The sequence below is a fragment of the Chryseobacterium indologenes genome (assembly GCF_002025665.1).
Classification (GTDB): domain Bacteria; phylum Bacteroidota; class Bacteroidia; order Flavobacteriales; family Weeksellaceae; genus Chryseobacterium; species Chryseobacterium metallicongregator.
On sequence record NZ_CP018786.1, the window covers coordinates 1012043 to 1030062 of the forward strand.

Consider the following 18020-nt stretch of genomic DNA (forward strand, 5'->3'; position numbering starts at 1 on the left):
CATCTCGGACCCCTCGAACCCCGAATCTCTATTCCCAAAACCCTTCAACGGGCTACCAATTTTTACTCCTATTTTCTTATATTTGTTCATTATTCAAAATATGGACGCAACACACGATAAAAGGCTGTTTCTCATCGATGCTTATGCGATGATTTTCAGAGGATATTACGCACTAATCAGGAATCCGAGACTTACCAGCAAAGGACTGGATACTTCTGCCATCTTTGGGTTTACCAATTCTTTGATCGAATTGATCAGAAGAGAAAAACCTACTCACCTGGCAGTTGTTTTTGACGTAGGACAGGCCAGTGTAAGAACGGATGACTATTCAGATTACAAAGCCAATAGAAGTGAAACTCCTGAAGCGATCAAAATTGCGGTTCCATACATTCACAAAATTCTGGAAGCAATGCATATTCCGATTCTTGGAGTAGAAGGATATGAAGCCGATGATGTCATTGGAACTATTGCATGCAAAGCAGAAAAAGAAGGATATACCACTTTCATGGTGACGCCGGATAAGGATTTTGCACAGCTGGTTACGGATAAAATTAAAATTTATAAGCCAGGGTTAAAAGGTGGCGATATCGAAATTCTCGGAGTTGAAGAAGTAAAGGCAAAATATGAGATTGAAGACCCTAAACAGGTAATAGATTTCCTTGCCATGATGGGAGATGCAGTAGATAATATCCCTGGATTAGAAGGAGTAGGAGAGAAAACGGCTATGAAATTCCTGAAAGAATTCGGAAATATTGAAACGTTGCTTGCCAATACCGATAAGCTGAAAGGAAAGCTGAAAGAAAAAGTAGAAGCTTCAGCAGAACGTGGTATTATGTCTAAAAAACTGGCAACCATTATCTGTGATGCTCCCGTAGAATTCCATCAGGAACAATATGACCTGGAAACTCCGGATTTTGAAAAAGTAAAAGAAGTCTTTGATGAAATAGAATTCAGAAGACTATACGAAAATCTTTACAGGGCTTTTGCTCCTGCTGCTGTAGAAACAGTGGTTGTAAGCGAGGTAGAAGTAAAACAGACTCCGGCCGGAACCGAAGTAAAAGGACAGGTCATGCAGCTTGATCTTTTTGCCAATTTCGAAGAATTGGAACAGGCTACTTCAACAAAATCTACCATTGAGAACAACGATCACCTTTATCAGTATATAGACAATCCAAAAGCTCAGAAAAAACTGGTTGATAACTTATTACAGCAAAAAGTAGTTTGTTTTGATACGGAAACCACTTCATTGAATGAACTGGAAGCGGAATTGGTAGGAATGAGCTTCTCTTACAAGAAAGGATTGGCCTATTATATTCCACTTTCTGAAAACAGAGAAGAAGTGTTGCAGACCCTGGAGATTTTCAGACCGTTTTTCGAAAAAGAAGATCTGCTGAAAGTTGCTCACAATCTTAAATACGATTATAAAGTTTTAAAACAATACGACATCACCGTTAAAGGGGCAATGTTCGATACCATGATTGCCCACTACCTGCTGAATCCGGATGGAAGACACGGGATGGATTACCTTTCAGAAGTGTATCTGAACTATAAACCGGTATCTATTGAAACCATCATTGGAAAGAAAGGGAAAAAACAAGGCAGCTTCAGAGATGCAGATGTAAGAACACAGACGGATTATGCGGCAGAAGATGCAGATGTAACTTTTCAGCTGTATGAGCTTTTTGCTCCTCAATTAAAAAAGGAAAATCTTGAAGAGCTTTTCTTCAATATTGAAATGCCTCTGATGGAAGTACTGGCAAAAATGGAACTTTCGGGGATTTCTCTGGATGAAAAATGGCTGGCACAGGAAAGTATTGACCTTGAAAATGATCTGAAACAGCTGGAAACAAAGATTTTTGAACTTTCAGAAGAAGAATTCAATATGAACTCTCCAAAACAGTTGGGAGAGATTCTGTTTGAAAAAATGCAGCTGGATCCAAAAGCCAAAAAAACAAAGACAGGACAATATGCAACCTCAGAAGATGTTCTTCAAAAATTGAGTTCAAAACATGAGATCATCAAGCATATCCTGGAATACAGAACCTATCAGAAATTAAAATCAACCTATGTAGACGCTTTGCCTTCACAGATTGAGAAAAAAGATAACAGAGTACATACCAACTTTTCACAGACTACAGCCGCTACAGGCCGTTTGGCGAGTGTAAACCCGAACCTGCAGAATATTCCTATCCGAACGGTGAGAGGACAGCAGATTCGTGGAGCATTCGTTTCCGGAGAAGGGAAGAAGATTATTTCTGCCGATTATTCACAGATTGAACTTCGTTTGATTGCTGAGATTTCCGGAGAGAATAACATGATCAAAGCTTTCCAGGATGGAGAAGATATCCACGCTTCCACAGCAGCCAAACTTTTTAAAATTCCTTTGGCTGAGGTTTCAAAAACTCAGAGAAGTCAGGCTAAAACCGTAAACTTCGGGATCATCTACGGACAAGGAGCTTTTGCGTTGGCAGAACAAACCGGATTATCCCGTACAGAAGCTAAACAAATGATCGAAGCTTATTTCGAAACCTATCCGAAATTGAAGGAATACATGGCAGAGCAGGTGAACAAAGCACGCCAGGTAGGATATGTGGAAACCATTTTAGGAAGAAAACGTCATTTGAAAGATATTAATTCCAATAATTTTGTGGTAAGAGGTCATGCAGAAAGAAATGCAGTGAATGCACCTGTTCAGGGAAGTGCAGCAGATGTTGTAAAGCTTGCCATGATTAAAATAGACAGAGAACTTGAAGAGCAACAGCTTAAAACAAAAATGCTGCTTCAAGTACATGACGAATTGGTGTTCGAGTCTCCGCTAGATGAGATTGATACCGCTTCAAAACTCATCAAAACTGAAATGGAAAGTGCCTTAAAAACACAGGTTCCGCTATTGGTAGAAATTGGAGTAGGAGATAACTGGTTAGAAGCGCATTAATAAATACGATTTATCCTTAATGAAATAAAAAACTTCCGTCTTTTAGGCGGAAGTTTTTGTTTTTTAATATAATAGATTTTCAGAATAGTTTTATTTTATCATCCTTATAATCGCTAAATCATCTGTAGGTTTTACTCCATATTGATGTTCCATCTGTTTAAGCTTTCTGTTGAGCATATCTTCCGTATCGTTGTTGTTTTGATTAATCATCAGATATTCCATAAAGTTGATGACTTCATCGGGATCGGTCTTTTTTATTTGTGAGAAGCTGGAAATGCCATCAGTAGCAATAGAAATATCATCCAGGTGATCAAAAGATATTTTCTGAGACAGACCGGAATACCAGTTTTCAAAATCTTCATGAAGATGATAAGCTAAATAATCAGGTTTATTATTACGGTCAAATTCTGTGATATTTCCATTGATACAAACAACTCCGTCACCAATGGTTAGGATTAATCCTTTGTCTTTTGATATATTATAAACCAAAATTATAAGAGTAGATAACAGTTCTTTTTCATCCAGCATCAGATGCTTTTTAATAAATTGAAGTTCATGGAATAAGCCTTTGATGATTTCTTTGAGTTCTTCTTCCGGACTGTGCTGGCTGTCTTTTTCATATAATGCTCTGTAGCCTATTTCAATAATGGTTTTACGTAAAATTTTTCCAATAAGTGTTGAAGCAAAATGACTGTCCAAAGCGGTAGAACAACCATCCATCACAGCACATACAATTTTATCCGAACTGATTTTTTTGATGAGAAGATCATCTTCGCAATGATTAATATGATAATCTCCGATTTGTAGGGTAGAATATAAATTCATCAGCTGCAAAAATACTTCTATTTTTTTGATGGACAGTAGTAAGTTTACTTCAAACCATCAATCTCCTTTTGCATCTTATCTTTCCAGTCTTTTCCATTTCTTTTTTCAAGATAAGGATTCACTGTTTCTGTGTATTTCTTTTGCGCCTCATTATCTACAGGATCAATAATACAACCTGTATTCACATAAGTTACACCATATTTCTTCCGGATGTCCCGGATTTTGCTTAGCGTTGATTCATTATAAGCAGGAATTGAAAAACCTCCGGCATAAGATAGCGTAACCTGATCATTCTGTATATCTTTTTTGGCTTGCAGAATATATTCAGTTTCTTTTTTTGAAAGTTCTTTTTGTGTTTTTATCAATTCATTTCCAGATGAAATGATGAAGAAAAGAAGAATCATAGAATTGAGAATAGGATAAATCCTTAAAAACTTAGCCTTGAAACTTAATTTTTTAATTGAAACATTACTCAAAAGATAGGTGATAAGAGCGGTACCAGCTAATATAAAAGGGAAACATTCAAAACCGGATTCTTTAAAGGAATACCAGAAATTGAATTCCAAAGGATAATTAATAAAATAATATCCGGAAATATAAGCTACTGCCAGCAGCAGTATGATCGTAAGATTGATGAGAATAAGATTTCTGTTCATGATGATAGTTTACGGATTAAATTATCACTTATTATGCCATTTCAGAATCTTATCAATAACAAGTAACTGCATTTCTGATGAAGTTACCTGTTATTAATGATAGTATTAAATATCGTATTCTACTTCACCCACATAATGCAGTGAAAAATCGTCATTTTCTACAGAAATCGGATTAGGAATCACAAATCTTGTTGCAAAAATGATAGCATTTACAGGCGTATCCAGACTTAGTTCATTCAATTTTTTCTCTAAGATTGGAATCCACTGGTCTGCATAAGAATATTCAGCAAACTTATCATAAAGACTAAGGCTTTCATCCTCAAAACCATATTCTATAAAGTCATCGTCAAACCACTTGATATTCTGTGATTCTGCAAACTTGGAAACATACTGATCATCAGTTTCTTCCTCTATATAATAGTGTTCATCCTCTTCTACGAAGCTATAAAAGTCTTCTTCATTCTTGAAATATCCTAACCAGAAGTGCGAAATTTCTTTATCCATAATTGTATATAAGTATTATTTTTTGATATTTTTTAATAAGTGAGACTTTTCCCCGCTGATAAGCATACCGGTCATGATTGCGAAACCTGCCTCAGCTCCTATATTGACATTGATTTTTTCTGAGAACTGCTGAATAAACTCACCATTATTAAGATCATAGAGCCGGAATAGTGAATTTCCAAAGGTCATTCCCATAGATTGGTTGACATTGAAAACAACCGGAAGCAGCAATAGATCTGCATTGCCGAATTTTTCTTTAATATAGCTCATTTCCTCTTTACTGATGATAGTTGTAAGATTGGGAAACAGTTTTACTTCTTTGGATTTATAATCTTTTTCAGCGACTTTCTTTAAAATCTCCATCACCTTTGTATCCATATTAGCCCGTAAAACAGCTACATCATTAAATTTTAATTGAAGAGTATCCCTTAAAATTTTCTTGGTAATATCGTCATTATCTTTAAAATCATTGATAATGGGTACAAAAGCAACCGTTGATCCATCACTTTTAAAAGAATAACTTTCATTGAACACTTTTTGAGCATGTAAAAATGTCATTCCGGATAATACGGTAAGCAATGCAAAAATAAGGTTTTTCATAGGCGTTTTTTTATGACAATCTCTTTGTTGATTATCTTTTTAAACTCTTTGGTACAAGAGAATTGTTACAATTAAAATGTAATATTACAAAAGTTTTTTCGTGAAATAAATTTTTTGGGGGTAACAACACAAAATCTCTGCAGCAAAGATAGTTCCTTAATGGTATTTTATTGTAAATTTATTCTCAGTTTAAATTTAAAAAAATGGATTTTCTTCAGGACCATTACGCTATTAAAAATGAATTGCTGCTGATTCTTATTTCAGTTATTTTAGGACTGTTCATTGGTGCTGAAAGAGAATACCGTAATAAGTCTGCCGGTCTCAGAACTTTTATTCTGGTGTGTTTCGGTGCCTGCCTGTTTACCATACTTTCCATAAAAATAGGTGTTGCGAATCCGGATCGTCTGGCAGCTAATATCATTACAGGAATAGGATTTCTGGGAGCAGGAGTGATTTTCAAAGGAGATAATAAAATTGAAGGAATTACCACAGCAACCACTATTTGGGCCACCGCTTCTATAGGAATGGCGGTAGGTTCCGGATATGTCTATATTGCACTTCTGGGAACTGCATTGGTTTTGATTGTTTTGAGTGCTTTAACCTATCTTCAGAATTTTATTGATAATTATAATAAAGTAAGGGAATATAAAATTGCGTTGACTCATGCTGCAGATATCCAATATTGTGAGCATATTTTTAAAGGACATCATTTAAGATATCAGATGCTCAAACAGCAGTATTCACCGGAAAGTTTAACAGTTATCTGGAGGCTGACAGGAAAAAATAATCACCATGAAGAAGTGATCAGAAGGCTCATAGATGATCCGAAGATTACAGCCTATCAGTTTTAGATGATATAAAAGCAAAAAAATAAAGGGCTGAGCCTTTATTTTTATTTTTTCTTGAATACATAAAGATCCTTGTTCGGACCATCGATCTCTTTTCCTTCCATATCCAGCTGGATCAGCATATTCTCACCCACTTTATATTTATAGTTGGCTGATTTCCCTTTTAAAGTAATCATGCTTCCTGTAGCATCCCAGGTGAAAGACCCTTTATCCTGGTTCTTTGAATTTCTGTCAAGATATTCTTCTGTAATACTGAATGTTTTATCATCATTCAATGTCAATGAAGTCTTGATTCCCGGACAGTCAGCACAGGGAACAGTAGCCTCATAAGTACCTGCCCAGTCTAAAGCATTTTCAGAAGTATCTCCGGCTGCTGTAGGGGTTGCTTTTGTAATACTGTCTGTAGCAGCAGGCTGTACTGCCGTTGCAGAATCTGTAATACCAGTTGTTTCGGTTGCTTCTTTTTTAGAACATGAAGCAAGGAATAGAACAGCTGCCATTCCCAACATGAGCATTTTGCTTTTCATCATAATAATTAATTTAAGGATGTTTTTAATAATAAAATTACTTCCAATCAACAAAAACTAAGCCATAGAGAAGGAATATAATGAAGTGAATAGTTAATTTGCTTTGTTTGTCAATTTTTCATTTTTAGCCACAATTTTAGATGAATTCGTGTCATCTTAGAAAAAATATTCACCATTCACTTGCGAAGCAAAATTGACTATTGACTATCCATATTTTCAAAAACGAACTCTTAATAACTTTTCTACGTGTTTTATAAAGCCTGTTCCTATTTTTCTTTGTAAATTGGGGCAAAATTTTGATTATGACAAAAAAGATACTTTTATCTGTATTTCTTTTGCCAGCTGCAATGGCATTTGCGCAACAATATGGAGGAATGTGGATTCCTACGGAGCTGAATGAAAAGGAAATGAAGGATTTAGGAATGAAGATTTCTGCAAAAGATATTTTCAACCCTCAGAAACCAAGCATTAAAGATGCGGTAGTACAGTTTAACGGCGGATGTACTGCAGAAATTATTTCGCCTAAAGGATTGCTTTTAACGAACCATCACTGCGGTTTTGGTCAGATTCAGGCACATTCTACTGTTCAGAATGATCTTCTTTCAAACGGATTCTGGGCAAAAAATACAGAAGGTGAACTTCCTAACCCGGGAGTAAAAGTAGATTTTATTGTAGATATAAAAGAAGTTACTGATCCAATATTAGACGGTACAGACAATCTTACAGAGCCTGAGCTTACTAAAAGGATCAACAACAATATTGAGGTGTATAAAAACTCTCAGAAAATTGAATCTTACCAGTCGATCATGGTAAAACCAATGTATTATGGAAACAAATACTATGCTTACACCATCGAAACGTATAAAGATATCCGTCTTGTAGGAGCACCTCCTCAAAGCATCGGAAAATTCGGGAGCGATACGGACAACTGGGTTTGGCCTAGACATACCGGAGATTTCTCTATGTTCAGAATTTATGCAGACAAAAACAATAAACCTGCAGAATATTCAAAAGACAATGTACCTTATGTTCCAAAACACTATTTACCGGTTTCTATAAAAGATAAAAACGAGAACGATTTTACTTTTGTATTCGGATTCCCGGGAAGAACTACAGAATATCTTCCTGCAGTAGGTGTTGAGAAAATCATGAAGGATATTGATCCTGCAAGAATTGCGGTACGTGATGTTGCGTTGAAAACATTGGACGAAAAAATGCGTGTTGACAATGAAACGCGTATCAAATATGCATCCAAATATGCTTCAGTAGCGAACTATTGGAAAAAATGGATCGGTGAAGTAGAAGGATTGAAAAAATCCAATGCCGTAGAAAAGAAAGTAATGTATGAAGGTTCTTTGGTCGCTAAAAACCCGGAGATCAAGACTACTTTGGATCAGTTGAACAAGCTGTACAATGATCAGGCTCCTTATGCATTAAACAACGCTTACTATACAGAAGTAATCAGAAATGCAGAGACTTTGAAACTTGCGGGTGATTATTATGACTTCGTAGCCTCTGTGGAAGCGGGAAGAATGGATGAAAAGGAACTTTCAAAGTTAAAATCAAAATTAACTTCTTTCTATAAAGATTACAGTGCTGAGCTTGATGCAAAAGTAACTGCAAAACTATTGGCTTTATATGTGAATAAAACGGCAACACAGTTTTTACCGGCAGGATTCAACAAGTATAAAGATGAGAATGCTAATATTCCTGTAGTAGAAGATATGTCTAAAAACTCTATCATCACAGGAAGAACTGCTGTAAACGGAGGAGCATTGACTACAGATATTGATAAAGCGTTTTCTAATCAGGATAAATTAATCAAGACTTTAAAGAAAGATCCTATTTATCAATTATATGTTTCCATGAAAGAAACGTATATGAAAACTGCAGACCCACAATATACTTCTATGCAGGCAAAAATTGATGCCTTACAGAAAAAGTTTATGGCACAGCAGATGCAGACGGATAAAGACAGAAAATTCTTCCCGGATGCGAACTCAACGCTTCGTGTAACGTATGGTAAAGTAAAAGGTTCTACTCCTAGAGATGCTGTTTCTTACGGATACCAGACTCACCTTGCGGGAGTAATGGAAAAATATGTTCCTGGAGATTATGAATTTGATGTTCCAAAGAAACTGATTGATCTTTACAACAAAAAAGATTTCGGAATTTATAAAGATAAAACAGGTGACGTTCCTGTAGGATTCACTGCAACCAACCACACAACTGGAGGAAACTCCGGAAGCCCTGCTCTTGATGCCAACGGAAACTTAGTTGGATTGAATTTCGACAGACAGTGGGAAGGAACAATGAGTGATATCAATTATGATCCACGTTTCAGCAGAAACATCATGGTAGATACAAAATATATTCTTTTCATCATTGATAAGTTTGCTGATTCAAGGTGGCTTGTTGATGAAATGAAGATTATAAAATAATTTTAAAAGTTATACCTTTAAGAATCTATTTGAATTTAATTTTGAATAGATTCTTTTTTATTTAAAATAGGATGAAAGACAGGATCATCAATGTTTTGGCAGCTTTTGAATCTGAGAATATCGGGAAATCATTTCCGCTGGATTATTGTCTGCCGCTTTATCATAGTGTTTCAGACAAAGAACTTCTTCATTTAAAACATGTGATCCGTTATAAGACGACTCATCAGTTTGAAAATGATCTGGATTATATCGCAAAGCATTTTCAGTTTGTAAACTGGCAGGAGTTTAAAGAATTTACGTCCGGGAATTTCAAACCTCAGAAAAAGATTGCCATGCTCACTTTTGATGACGGCTTCAGAGAATTCTATGATGTTGTGGCTCCCATTCTGGAACGAAAAGGAATTTATGCCTGTAACTTTATCAATCCGGCTTTCATAGACAATGCAGATATGATGTTCAGATGTAAAGCAAGCCTTCTTGCCGATGCTGCTGAAAAAATAAAAACCATAGATCCTGAAATATATTTTATCCTGTCGTTGAAAAATGTAGACAGACGTGTTTTACAAAAGAAAATTTTATCTATAAATTATCAGGAAAAAGATATTCTGGATCAGCTCGCAGAAAAATTTGAAATAGATTTTAAGGCTTATTCAAAGGAATTTAAACCTTATTTAGCAACAGAAGAATTGAAAGAACTTACCCGCAAAGGTTTCGGAATTTCTTCGCACAGCTGGGATCATCCGAAATATGGAGACTTATCTTTGAAAGAACAAATGGAAACAACAGATAAGACTTTTGATTATTTAAAAGAAAATGATTTCCTGTATGAAAGTTTTGCATTTCCGTTTACCGATTTTGAAGTAAGGAAAGATTTTTTTGATGAACTCTATAAAAATAAAGAAATCTACTGCAGTTTTGGGTGCGCTGGTATAAAACTAGACAGTATACAAAGAAACTTTCAACGAATTCCAATGGAAGTGGGAGAGAGCGGAGTAGAGACCTTAAAAAAAGAAATCGCTTACTTCAGACTGAAAAAACTCATCCATAAAAATACGATTATTAGAGAATGATAACGCTGAAAACATTCAATAGAAGGGAACTGGAAGGTTTTATATCCTCCGGAGATTTTCAGCAATATGATTTTCTCCCGATTACCAGACATCGTGCGTTGTCTCATATTCAAAATCCAAAAGCATCAGATAATGATGTTCTTCTTATTCTGGCTTTCTCTGAAGAAAAACTGGTAGGTTACGTAGGATGTTTTCCGGATTGTTTTACGATTGATGGAAAAGAAATCCGTTATGCCTGGCTCAGTACCTTGTATGTAAACCCGGAATACAGAAAGAAAAGACCAGCCAAAGCTTTATTGAAAAGAGTTTTTGAAGAATACGAAGACCGGATCGCCATTACAGAATTTACCAAAGAAGCCGAAGCACTCTACAATATTATGGGTGTTTTTGAATATGTCTTTCCTAAAGAAGGGAAACGCTATTACTTCAGAACCGATGCAGCCAAAATGATTCCTGAAAAGAAACCGGGAACAAAATCGTTGAAACCTCTTTTTAAAATTCTGGATGCTGCCGCCAATGGATTGATCTCAATAAAGAATATTACAGCATCAAAACCGGATTTCAAATATGAAGTTCTGGATCAGATTGACAAAGAAAGTGCAGATTTTATTAACGGATTTTCTGGGAAACGTGATGCAGATGAAATCAATACTTTTATCAATCATCCATGGGTTTTGGAAGGCAAAAAAGATGAAAAATACCTCTTTTCAAGTTTTGCTGAGACCTTTAAATATTTCTGGATCAAAATTTTCGATAAAAATAACAAGCTTACATCCTGTTTTCTGTTACAGCTCCGTGATGGCTATCTTAAAATCCCTTACCTTTTTGTAGATAGTAATGCAGATGAGGTTGCCAGGTTTTTAAAATATTTCATTGTGAACTATAGAGTAAAAGGTTTTACTTCTTATCAAACCCTATTGAATAAAGAAATACAACAGTCAAAAGTATTTTCCACTATCTACGAACGTGATTTCAAAAGAGAATATCTGTTTCACAAAAATCTACTGGAATTACTTCCTGATCATTTTGATCCAAACTATCAGGATGGAGACGGAGATTGTATGATGACGTAAAAGAATTATAAATGATGTATCATTCATCATTTTAAAATAAACCGCCTGATTGAATTATCAGGCGGTTTGTTTTTTTAATGTCCGAAAATATCTTTCAGACTTACTTCTTTAAATGCTCCCATTTTATTGACAGCTTCCATATCAAGATTCTCTTTTTTGCCGATAATGGCTGTATTAAAATGTATTGATTTAACTTCCGTCTGGTAAAAATGTTCGATATCTTCAAATTTCAGGTTTTGAATCTGTTCGTATATATTCTTTCTGAAATCATGATAGATATTCAGTTTCTGTAATCTTAAGGTATTGAAAAATATATTATTTCGGGTTACCCTTGTTGAGGCAATCTGTTTCAGTGCAGCATTTCTGGCATTTTCAAACTGAATGGGTACTTCAGGAAGTTCATTCATCAGTTCATTCAACGTATCTACAGCGATCATCAGTTTGTCAGGCTGAGTCCCGATATACGTCGTCACATAGTCCGGATGTTTCAGCTCAGAGTTCGCAGCATAAGAAACATAAGCAGAGTAAGCAAGACTTTTACTTTCACGCATCTCCTGGAAAACAATGGAAGATAATCCTCTTCCAAAATATTCATTGAAAACATTGATCTTCCCGAAATGAAGTGGATTCACCTCGTTTCCTTTCCCAATCTTGCTCATTTCTATCTGAACCATATCATAATTGATGAAATTCACATTTCCTCCCGTTGCTGGTTCCGGATATTGCTTGGCTTCCGGGATCTGAAGACTTTCAGGTTTTATATACTGACCGATGTACTCTTTAAAGCTTTCAAAATTTTTACCATAGAAAAATACCTGATAGGGATATTGGAAAAGCTTCTTCATTCTGTTGGTGAATACTTCAGAATTGCTGCTTTCAAGCTCTTCCTTAGAAATAACATCCGTAAAACGTGAGCTGCTGCCCAGTTTCGTGTAATTGTTCAGTGCTGTTATAATTCGGTTTTTATCTTTCTTAATGGCTTCACGGTTTTCCAGTACTGTGCCTACAAACTGATTATAGATTTCCTGATCAGTTTGTACGTCATGCATCCAGTGCTGTAGAAGAGCAATTCCTTCTTCTATATTTTCTTCTAATCCGCTTAAAGAAATGATAAGTTGGTTGTTCGTTGTTTTGAAATCATTGCTGATCCCGATTTTAAAGAATTCCTTTTTTAAATCTTCTGGTGAAAGCGTATCTGTTCCCAGATACTGCAGAAGCTGAGTTGAAATCCCTAAATCTCTGTCATTATCACTCCCCAAAGGAAAAATAAAATGCAGCTGAGCGATATCGTTGTACTTATTCTTTACAAAGCTTAATTTCTTTCCATTAAGCTGATCCGTAATGATTTCTTTCTGGTAATCGATAAACTCGGGTTTAATATCCTCTGTTTTATCCGCCAAAATCTCTTTCAAAAATTCAGATTGTGTATCACGGTTGATCTTAACAGGAGTGATTCCAGGATTTTCAACCCTGATCAATTTGTCATTGACTCCCTTTTCTTTATTGACAACCACATAATTTTCTTTGAAAAAATCATTGGCAAAATTTACGACATCCTCTTTAGTGAAAGCGGCATATTCATCCATTTCATTCAGTTCCTCTTCCCAGGTTCTTCCTTTGATATAAGAATCATAGAGAGTCGTGGCAAGTCCTTCGGCAGTTTCAAGGCCTTTCATTCTCTGAAGTTTGAAATCATTGATGATTGCCGGTAGCATCCAGTCCGGAAAATCTCCTTTCTTGATCAGTTCAATTTCATCCAGTACCATACTCTTGGCTTCTTCCAGAGTTTGCGTTTCCTTAGGAACGGCAACAATAGAAAAATATCCGTATTGTCTTAACCCTACAGAAAAGGCCTGAGCCCAAAGCATTTTCTGAGTCTGGTTGATATGCAGATCCAGTAGTCCTGCTTCCCCTCTGTTGCTGAGAATATTGGCAACTACATCAGCCAGCATTGCTTCTCTTGTTCCATAGCTTTCTGTTCTCCATGCAAGCTGAGCGCGTGGAGTAGTAGGACTTTTTACTGTTCTTGTTACAACTTTTGTAATGGGCTGTTCAATAACAGGTGTCTTTTTAGGGAGCTCTTTATAAGGTAAAGTCCCGAAATATTGATCGATTAACTGAATGGTCTCTTCAAAATCAAAATCCCCAACCAGTACCATCGCATAATTATTAGGAACATAATATTCATCAAAATACTTATGAATAGCCTTCATCGATGGATTCTTTAAGTGTTCCGGTTTTCCCAGTGTCGTTTGCTGTCCATTAGGATGAGTGGGGAAAAGAGCATCCATCAGTTCGTAGTTCACAAGTCTTGTGTCATTGTCCTGCGCCCTGTTGAACTCCTCGTATACCGATTCCAGCTCAGTATGAAAAAGACGAAGAACAATTTCAGAGAATCTTTCCTTTTCTATTTTCAGCCATTTTTCAAGTTCGTTATTTGGAATATTATTTTTGTAAACCGTTTCATCAAACCAGGTATGAGCATTGGTTCCACTCGCTCCCAGAGAAGAAATTGCCTTGTCATACTCATTGGCAATGGCATATTGACTGGCTTCCTGAGAAACTTCATCAATCTTTTTATAGATTTCTCTTTTCTTCTCAGAGTCCTGTTCTGCCTTATGCTCTTCATATAAAGCTGAGATCTGATCAAGAAGCTCCTTTTCCTTTCCCCAGTTCTGAGTTCCTATGTGAGAAGTTCCTTTAAACATCATATGTTCAAGGTAATGAGCTAAACCTGTATTATCAGAAGGATCATTATTACTTCCTGTTCTTACAGGAATGAAGGTCTGTATTCTTGGAGCATCAAAATTCTGGGCAAGAAAAACCTTTAATCCATTTTTCAAAGTATAGATTCTGACGTTATTTTCGTCGTGGGTTACCGTAATATAGTCGTATTGGTTTTTATCTGTATGTACGGTTTCCTTATATTTTCTGTCTGTCATATATAAAACTCATTTCATTCCTTAGAAACCGGAATGCACTACAAATGTAAGGAATCAAAAAAAATGTAGACCTCTTTTTATCATTATTACATCTATTATTACAGTTGAGAAGGTGAATCATTCCACAGAAACTGTTTCCCAATCCTGCATGCCATCATATATATACTCTCACTGCAATTTCCTATTTCTCACCAATTCTCTCATCCTCCCACACTTCAACTCTCCAACTCTCAAACTCTCCAATCCAATTAGGAGCTTCATCCTGCTATCCATTTCTACTCCTCGCGCCCGCGCATTCCCACACTCAAACCTACCCACACTCCAACCAAGCTGCGGGGTAACCATTACTATCAGGGCTAGGGTAGGAGTTGTAAATGATGAATGATGAATGATAAATGATGAGGTTCGGGTTATTGTGTTGCAGGTTTCGGGTTTCCAGGTAGAAAAGGAACATTGGTATTGAATTTTCATCTTGCTGGTTTCTATAGAAGCGGTTATAGGTATCCATTTCTATTTCCATTGTGTCATTCCGAAGGAATCCCAACTTCTTTACGAGAGCCTTAATAAAGGAAGTAAAATGACAGTATAATGTCTAAGGTTTTTTTATCAGATAGTATTAGCAATATCATGCTGAGCAGAGTCGAACATTTTAATTAATTACGGGGATAGGAGTTAAATCTTATTACTCTATATTATATATAAATATACTCTTTAGCATTTCCCATCCTTCCCATTCTATATATAATATAAAAGCAAACATTTTATCTGTGTCAATCTGTGCCATCTGTGGTTCATTATAACTATTCAATAGGAGCGGGCTTTAGCCCGTTTAGTAAAAAATAATTTTTAGCCAAAACATATATATAGGCTATTAATTTAAAAAAGCCATTCTATATAATTCTATATACCTCATTTTGATCCTTCGACCCCAAAACCCCGCATCCCGCTCCCCGAATTCTACCCTTTCACCCTCTCCACCGCTCAAACTTTCTAACCCTCGAACACCCTCACCCGATCCTCCAAACAAATGTTTAAAATTTTTCACCCTGCTATCCAGTTGTTTAGGCCTAAATATTAATAAAAGGTAAAATTTATGTTAAATAAAGTTGCGTAGTGTATGGGAAGTTTCTATCTTTGCCCCACTGAAAAACGAAATACATTCAGTAGCGCAGAAGCGCCTTTAGAAAGGCAGAAACATAAACTACTTCATAAGATAAGGACGAAAAAAAACTTTAATTTTTTTTACAAAAAAAGTTGTCAGTTAAAAAATAGTTATTATCTTTGCAGTCCCAATTAGAGGGAGCGCAGGAGTAGATGGATTGAGGGTTTTGGAAGGATTAAGGTTACTTAAAAAACTTTAAAATTTTCTTCAAAAACATTTGGTCAATTAAAAATAAAGTTTTACTTTTGCACTCGCAAATACGGAGCAACACTGACAGAAAGATTGCTGCGTTAAAAAGCGAAAGATATAAAGATCATTGACATACAATATAACAACCAAGTAAGGAAAAACTAAAGCGTTAAAAACTTTGAGTGAGTCAGACAAACATACAATGGAGAGTTTGATCCTGGCTCAGGATGAACGCTAGCGGGAGGCCTAACACATGCAAGCTGAGCGGTAGAGATTCTTCGGAATCTTGAGAGCGGCGTACGGGTGCGGAACACGTGTGCAACCTGCCTTTATCAGGGGGATAGCCTTTCGAAAGGAAGATTAATACCCCATAATATATTGAATGGCATCATTTAATATTGAAAACTCCGGTGGATAGAGATGGGCACGCGCAAGATTAGATAGTTGGTGAGGTAACGGCTCACCAAGTCTACGATCTTTAGGGGGCCTGAGAGGGTGATCCCCCACACTGGTACTGAGACACGGACCAGACTCCTACGGGAGGCAGCAGTGAGGAATATTGGACAATGGGTGAGAGCCTGATCCAGCCATCCCGCGTGAAGGACGACGGCCCTATGGGTTGTAAACTTCTTTTGTATAGGGATAAACCTAGATACGTGTATCTAGCTGAAGGTACTATACGAATAAGCACCGGCTAACTCCGTGCCAGCAGCCGCGGTAATACGGAGGGTGCAAGCGTTATCCGGATTTATTGGGTTTAAAGGGTCCGTAGGCGGATTTGTAAGTCAGTGGTGAAATCTCACAGCTTAACTGTGAAACTGCCATTGATACTGCAAGTCTTGAGTGTTGTTGAAGTAGCTGGAATAAGTAGTGTAGCGGTGAAATGCATAGATATTACTTAGAACACCAATTGCGAAGGCAGGTTACTAAGCAACAACTGACGCTGATGGACGAAAGCGTGGGGAGCGAACAGGATTAGATACCCTGGTAGTCCACGCCGTAAACGATGCTAACTCGTTTTTGGAGCGCAAGCTTCAGAGACTAAGCGAAAGTGATAAGTTAGCCACCTGGGGAGTACGAACGCAAGTTTGAAACTCAAAGGAATTGACGGGGGCCCGCACAAGCGGTGGATTATGTGGTTTAATTCGATGATACGCGAGGAACCTTACCAAGGCTTAAATGGGAAATGACAGGTTTAGAAATAGACTTTTCTTCGGACATTTTTCAAGGTGCTGCATGGTTGTCGTCAGCTCGTGCCGTGAGGTGTTAGGTTAAGTCCTGCAACGAGCGCAACCCCTGTCACTAGTTGCCATCATTAAGTTGGGGACTCTAGTGAGACTGCCTACGCAAGTAGAGAGGAAGGTGGGGATGACGTCAAATCATCACGGCCCTTACGCCTTGGGCCACACACGTAATACAATGGCCGGTACAGAGGGCAGCTACACTGCGAAGTGATGCAAATCTCGAAAGCCGGTCTCAGTTCGGATTGGAGTCTGCAACTCGACTCTATGAAGCTGGAATCGCTAGTAATCGCGCATCAGCCATGGCGCGGTGAATACGTTCCCGGGCCTTGTACACACCGCCCGTCAAGCCATGGAAGTCTGGGGTACCTGAAGTCGGTGACCGTAACAGGAGCTGCCTAGGGTAAAACAGGTAACTAGGGCTAAGTCGTAACAAGGTAGCCGTACCGGAAGGTGCGGCTGGAACATCTCATTTTAGAGCGTCTTAAGACGTTAAACAAAATCAGTATCGTAAGATACATTATACTTACTTAAAGTATAGCTTTAGTTTTTTGTTTGGTTGATATATAAAAATACAAAACCCACTAGAAATTAGTATAGGGAAGAGATTGAGAAATGAAGAAGAGGAAAAGTATTACTTATTACTCATCACCCATTACTCATAAAAAGTCTCGTAGCTCAGCTGGTTAGAGCGCTACACTGATAATGTAGAGGTCGGCAGTTCGAGCCTGCCCGAGACTACTAATTAAAGCGGATAGCAAATAGCTTATAGCTAGAGGCATTAAGCCAAAAGCAACAAGCCAAAAGCTAGCAGCAACTAGAGGGGGAATTAGCTCAGCTGGCTAGAGCGCCTGCCTTGCACGCAGGAGGTCAAGGGTTCGACTCCCTTATTCTCCACAGTTTTGGACGACTGATTTAAAAGTTACGAATGGAGCCAAAAACAACATTTGTTCATCAGTTTGAAAGAAAGAAATTAAGATCATTGACATTAACGGTAAAGACATCAC

11 protein-coding genes, 2 tRNA genes and 1 rRNA gene are annotated in these 18020 nt (G+C 37.1%); 8 read left to right on the forward strand and 6 right to left on the reverse strand.

Translation table 11 applies throughout. The features are described from left to right. Window positions 1–100: 100 nt before the first annotated feature. Entirely contained in the window at window positions 101–2935 is a 2835-nt protein-coding gene (gene polA, locus BUE84_RS04690; protein ID WP_079240689.1) for a DNA polymerase I, read from the forward strand. 90 nt (window positions 2936–3025) lie between these two features. On the opposite strand, the gene BUE84_RS04695 is transcribed toward polA, so the two are convergent. The 4 genes from BUE84_RS04695 to BUE84_RS04710 all read right to left on the reverse strand — a co-directional run bounded on the left by BUE84_RS04695 (window position 3026) and on the right by BUE84_RS04710 (window position 5520). Next, window positions 3026–3760 carry a protein phosphatase 2C domain-containing protein gene (locus tag BUE84_RS04695; protein WP_079240690.1) on the reverse strand — a complete coding sequence of 245 codons (735 nt, stop codon included), beginning with the start codon at window positions 3758–3760 and terminating at the stop codon, window positions 3026–3028. Window positions 3761–3804: 44 nt separating this feature from the next. Then, a complete protein-coding gene (locus tag BUE84_RS04700; protein WP_079240691.1) occupies window positions 3805–4416 on the reverse strand; it encodes a hypothetical protein in 612 nt (203 codons plus the stop codon). A gap of 105 nt (window positions 4417–4521) precedes the next feature. Beyond that, on the reverse strand, window positions 4522–4920 hold the full coding sequence (locus BUE84_RS04705) for an immunity 22 family protein (RefSeq protein ID WP_079240692.1): 399 nt from the start codon (window positions 4918–4920) through the stop codon (window positions 4522–4524). 15 nt (window positions 4921–4935) lie between these two features. After that, the gene (locus tag BUE84_RS04710) at window positions 4936–5520 is read right to left on the reverse strand and encodes a hypothetical protein (RefSeq protein WP_079240693.1); all 585 of its coding nucleotides are present in this window, start codon (window positions 5518–5520) and stop codon (window positions 4936–4938) included. A gap of 203 nt (window positions 5521–5723) precedes the next feature. On the opposite strand from BUE84_RS04710, the gene BUE84_RS04715 reads away from it, so the two are divergent. Further along, window positions 5724–6371 carry an MgtC/SapB family protein gene (locus BUE84_RS04715; protein ID WP_079240694.1) on the forward strand — a complete coding sequence of 216 codons (648 nt, stop codon included), beginning with the start codon at window positions 5724–5726 and terminating at the stop codon, window positions 6369–6371. Between the two features lie 41 nt (window positions 6372–6412). Here BUE84_RS04715 and BUE84_RS04720 read toward each other — a convergent pair whose 3' ends face one another. Next, window positions 6413–6898: a copper resistance protein NlpE gene (locus tag BUE84_RS04720; protein WP_238594362.1), complete on the reverse strand. Its 486-nt coding sequence runs from the start codon at window positions 6896–6898 to the stop codon at window positions 6413–6415. Between the two features lie 299 nt (window positions 6899–7197). On the opposite strand from BUE84_RS04720, the gene BUE84_RS04725 reads away from it, so the two are divergent. The 3 genes from BUE84_RS04725 (at window position 7198) to BUE84_RS04735 (ending at window position 11479) form a co-directional block, all read left to right on the forward strand. Next, on the forward strand, window positions 7198–9336 hold the full coding sequence (locus tag BUE84_RS04725) for a S46 family peptidase (RefSeq protein ID WP_079240695.1): 2139 nt from the start codon (window positions 7198–7200) through the stop codon (window positions 9334–9336). Window positions 9337–9407: 71 nt separating this feature from the next. After that, window positions 9408–10406: a polysaccharide deacetylase family protein gene (locus BUE84_RS04730; protein WP_079240696.1), complete on the forward strand. Its 999-nt coding sequence runs from the start codon at window positions 9408–9410 to the stop codon at window positions 10404–10406. Beyond that, window positions 10403–11479 carry a GNAT family N-acetyltransferase gene (locus BUE84_RS04735; RefSeq protein ID WP_079240697.1) on the forward strand — a complete coding sequence of 359 codons (1077 nt, stop codon included), beginning with the start codon at window positions 10403–10405 and terminating at the stop codon, window positions 11477–11479. Before BUE84_RS04730 ends, BUE84_RS04735 begins: the two co-directional genes overlap by 4 nt. 74 nt (window positions 11480–11553) lie before the next feature. On the opposite strand, the gene BUE84_RS04740 is transcribed toward BUE84_RS04735, so the two are convergent. Then, window positions 11554–14421, reverse strand: coding sequence for a M16 family metallopeptidase (locus BUE84_RS04740; RefSeq protein WP_079240698.1), 2868 nt, complete (start codon window positions 14419–14421; stop codon window positions 11554–11556). A gap of 1550 nt (window positions 14422–15971) precedes the next feature. Between BUE84_RS04740 and BUE84_RS04745 the strand changes: the two genes are divergently transcribed. The 3 genes from BUE84_RS04745 (at window position 15972) to BUE84_RS04755 (ending at window position 17910) form a co-directional block, all read left to right on the forward strand. Continuing rightward, window positions 15972–17488: ribosomal RNA gene (locus BUE84_RS04745) — 16S ribosomal RNA — on the forward strand. A gap of 192 nt (window positions 17489–17680) precedes the next feature. Beyond that, a tRNA-Ile gene (locus tag BUE84_RS04750) sits at window positions 17681–17754 on the forward strand. Between the two features lie 82 nt (window positions 17755–17836). Continuing rightward, window positions 17837–17910: transfer RNA gene (locus tag BUE84_RS04755), tRNA-Ala, on the forward strand. Window positions 17911–18020: the final 110 nt, after the last annotated feature.

Bases quoted from the DNA above. Each gene is read 5' to 3' on its own strand.
- polA (WP_079240689.1), top strand. From the start codon at position 101: ATGGACGCAACACACGATAAAAGGCTGTTTCTCATCGATGCTTATGCG.
- BUE84_RS04695 (WP_079240690.1), bottom strand. From the start codon at position 3,760: ATGAATTTATATTCTACCCTACAAATCGGAGATTATCATATTAATCAT.
- BUE84_RS04700 (WP_079240691.1), bottom strand. From the start codon at position 4,416: ATGAACAGAAATCTTATTCTCATCAATCTTACGATCATACTGCTGCTG.
- BUE84_RS04705 (WP_079240692.1), bottom strand. From the start codon at position 4,920: ATGGATAAAGAAATTTCGCACTTCTGGTTAGGATATTTCAAGAATGAA.
- BUE84_RS04710 (WP_079240693.1), bottom strand. From the start codon at position 5,520: ATGAAAAACCTTATTTTTGCATTGCTTACCGTATTATCCGGAATGACA.
- BUE84_RS04715 (WP_079240694.1), top strand. From the start codon at position 5,724: ATGGATTTTCTTCAGGACCATTACGCTATTAAAAATGAATTGCTGCTG.
- BUE84_RS04720 (WP_238594362.1), bottom strand. From the start codon at position 6,898: ATGATGAAAAGCAAAATGCTCATGTTGGGAATGGCAGCTGTTCTATTC.
- BUE84_RS04725 (WP_079240695.1), top strand. From the start codon at position 7,198: ATGACAAAAAAGATACTTTTATCTGTATTTCTTTTGCCAGCTGCAATG.
- BUE84_RS04730 (WP_079240696.1), top strand. From the start codon at position 9,408: ATGAAAGACAGGATCATCAATGTTTTGGCAGCTTTTGAATCTGAGAAT.
- BUE84_RS04735 (WP_079240697.1), top strand. From the start codon at position 10,403: ATGATAACGCTGAAAACATTCAATAGAAGGGAACTGGAAGGTTTTATA.
- BUE84_RS04740 (WP_079240698.1), bottom strand. From the start codon at position 14,421: ATGACAGACAGAAAATATAAGGAAACCGTACATACAGATAAAAACCAA.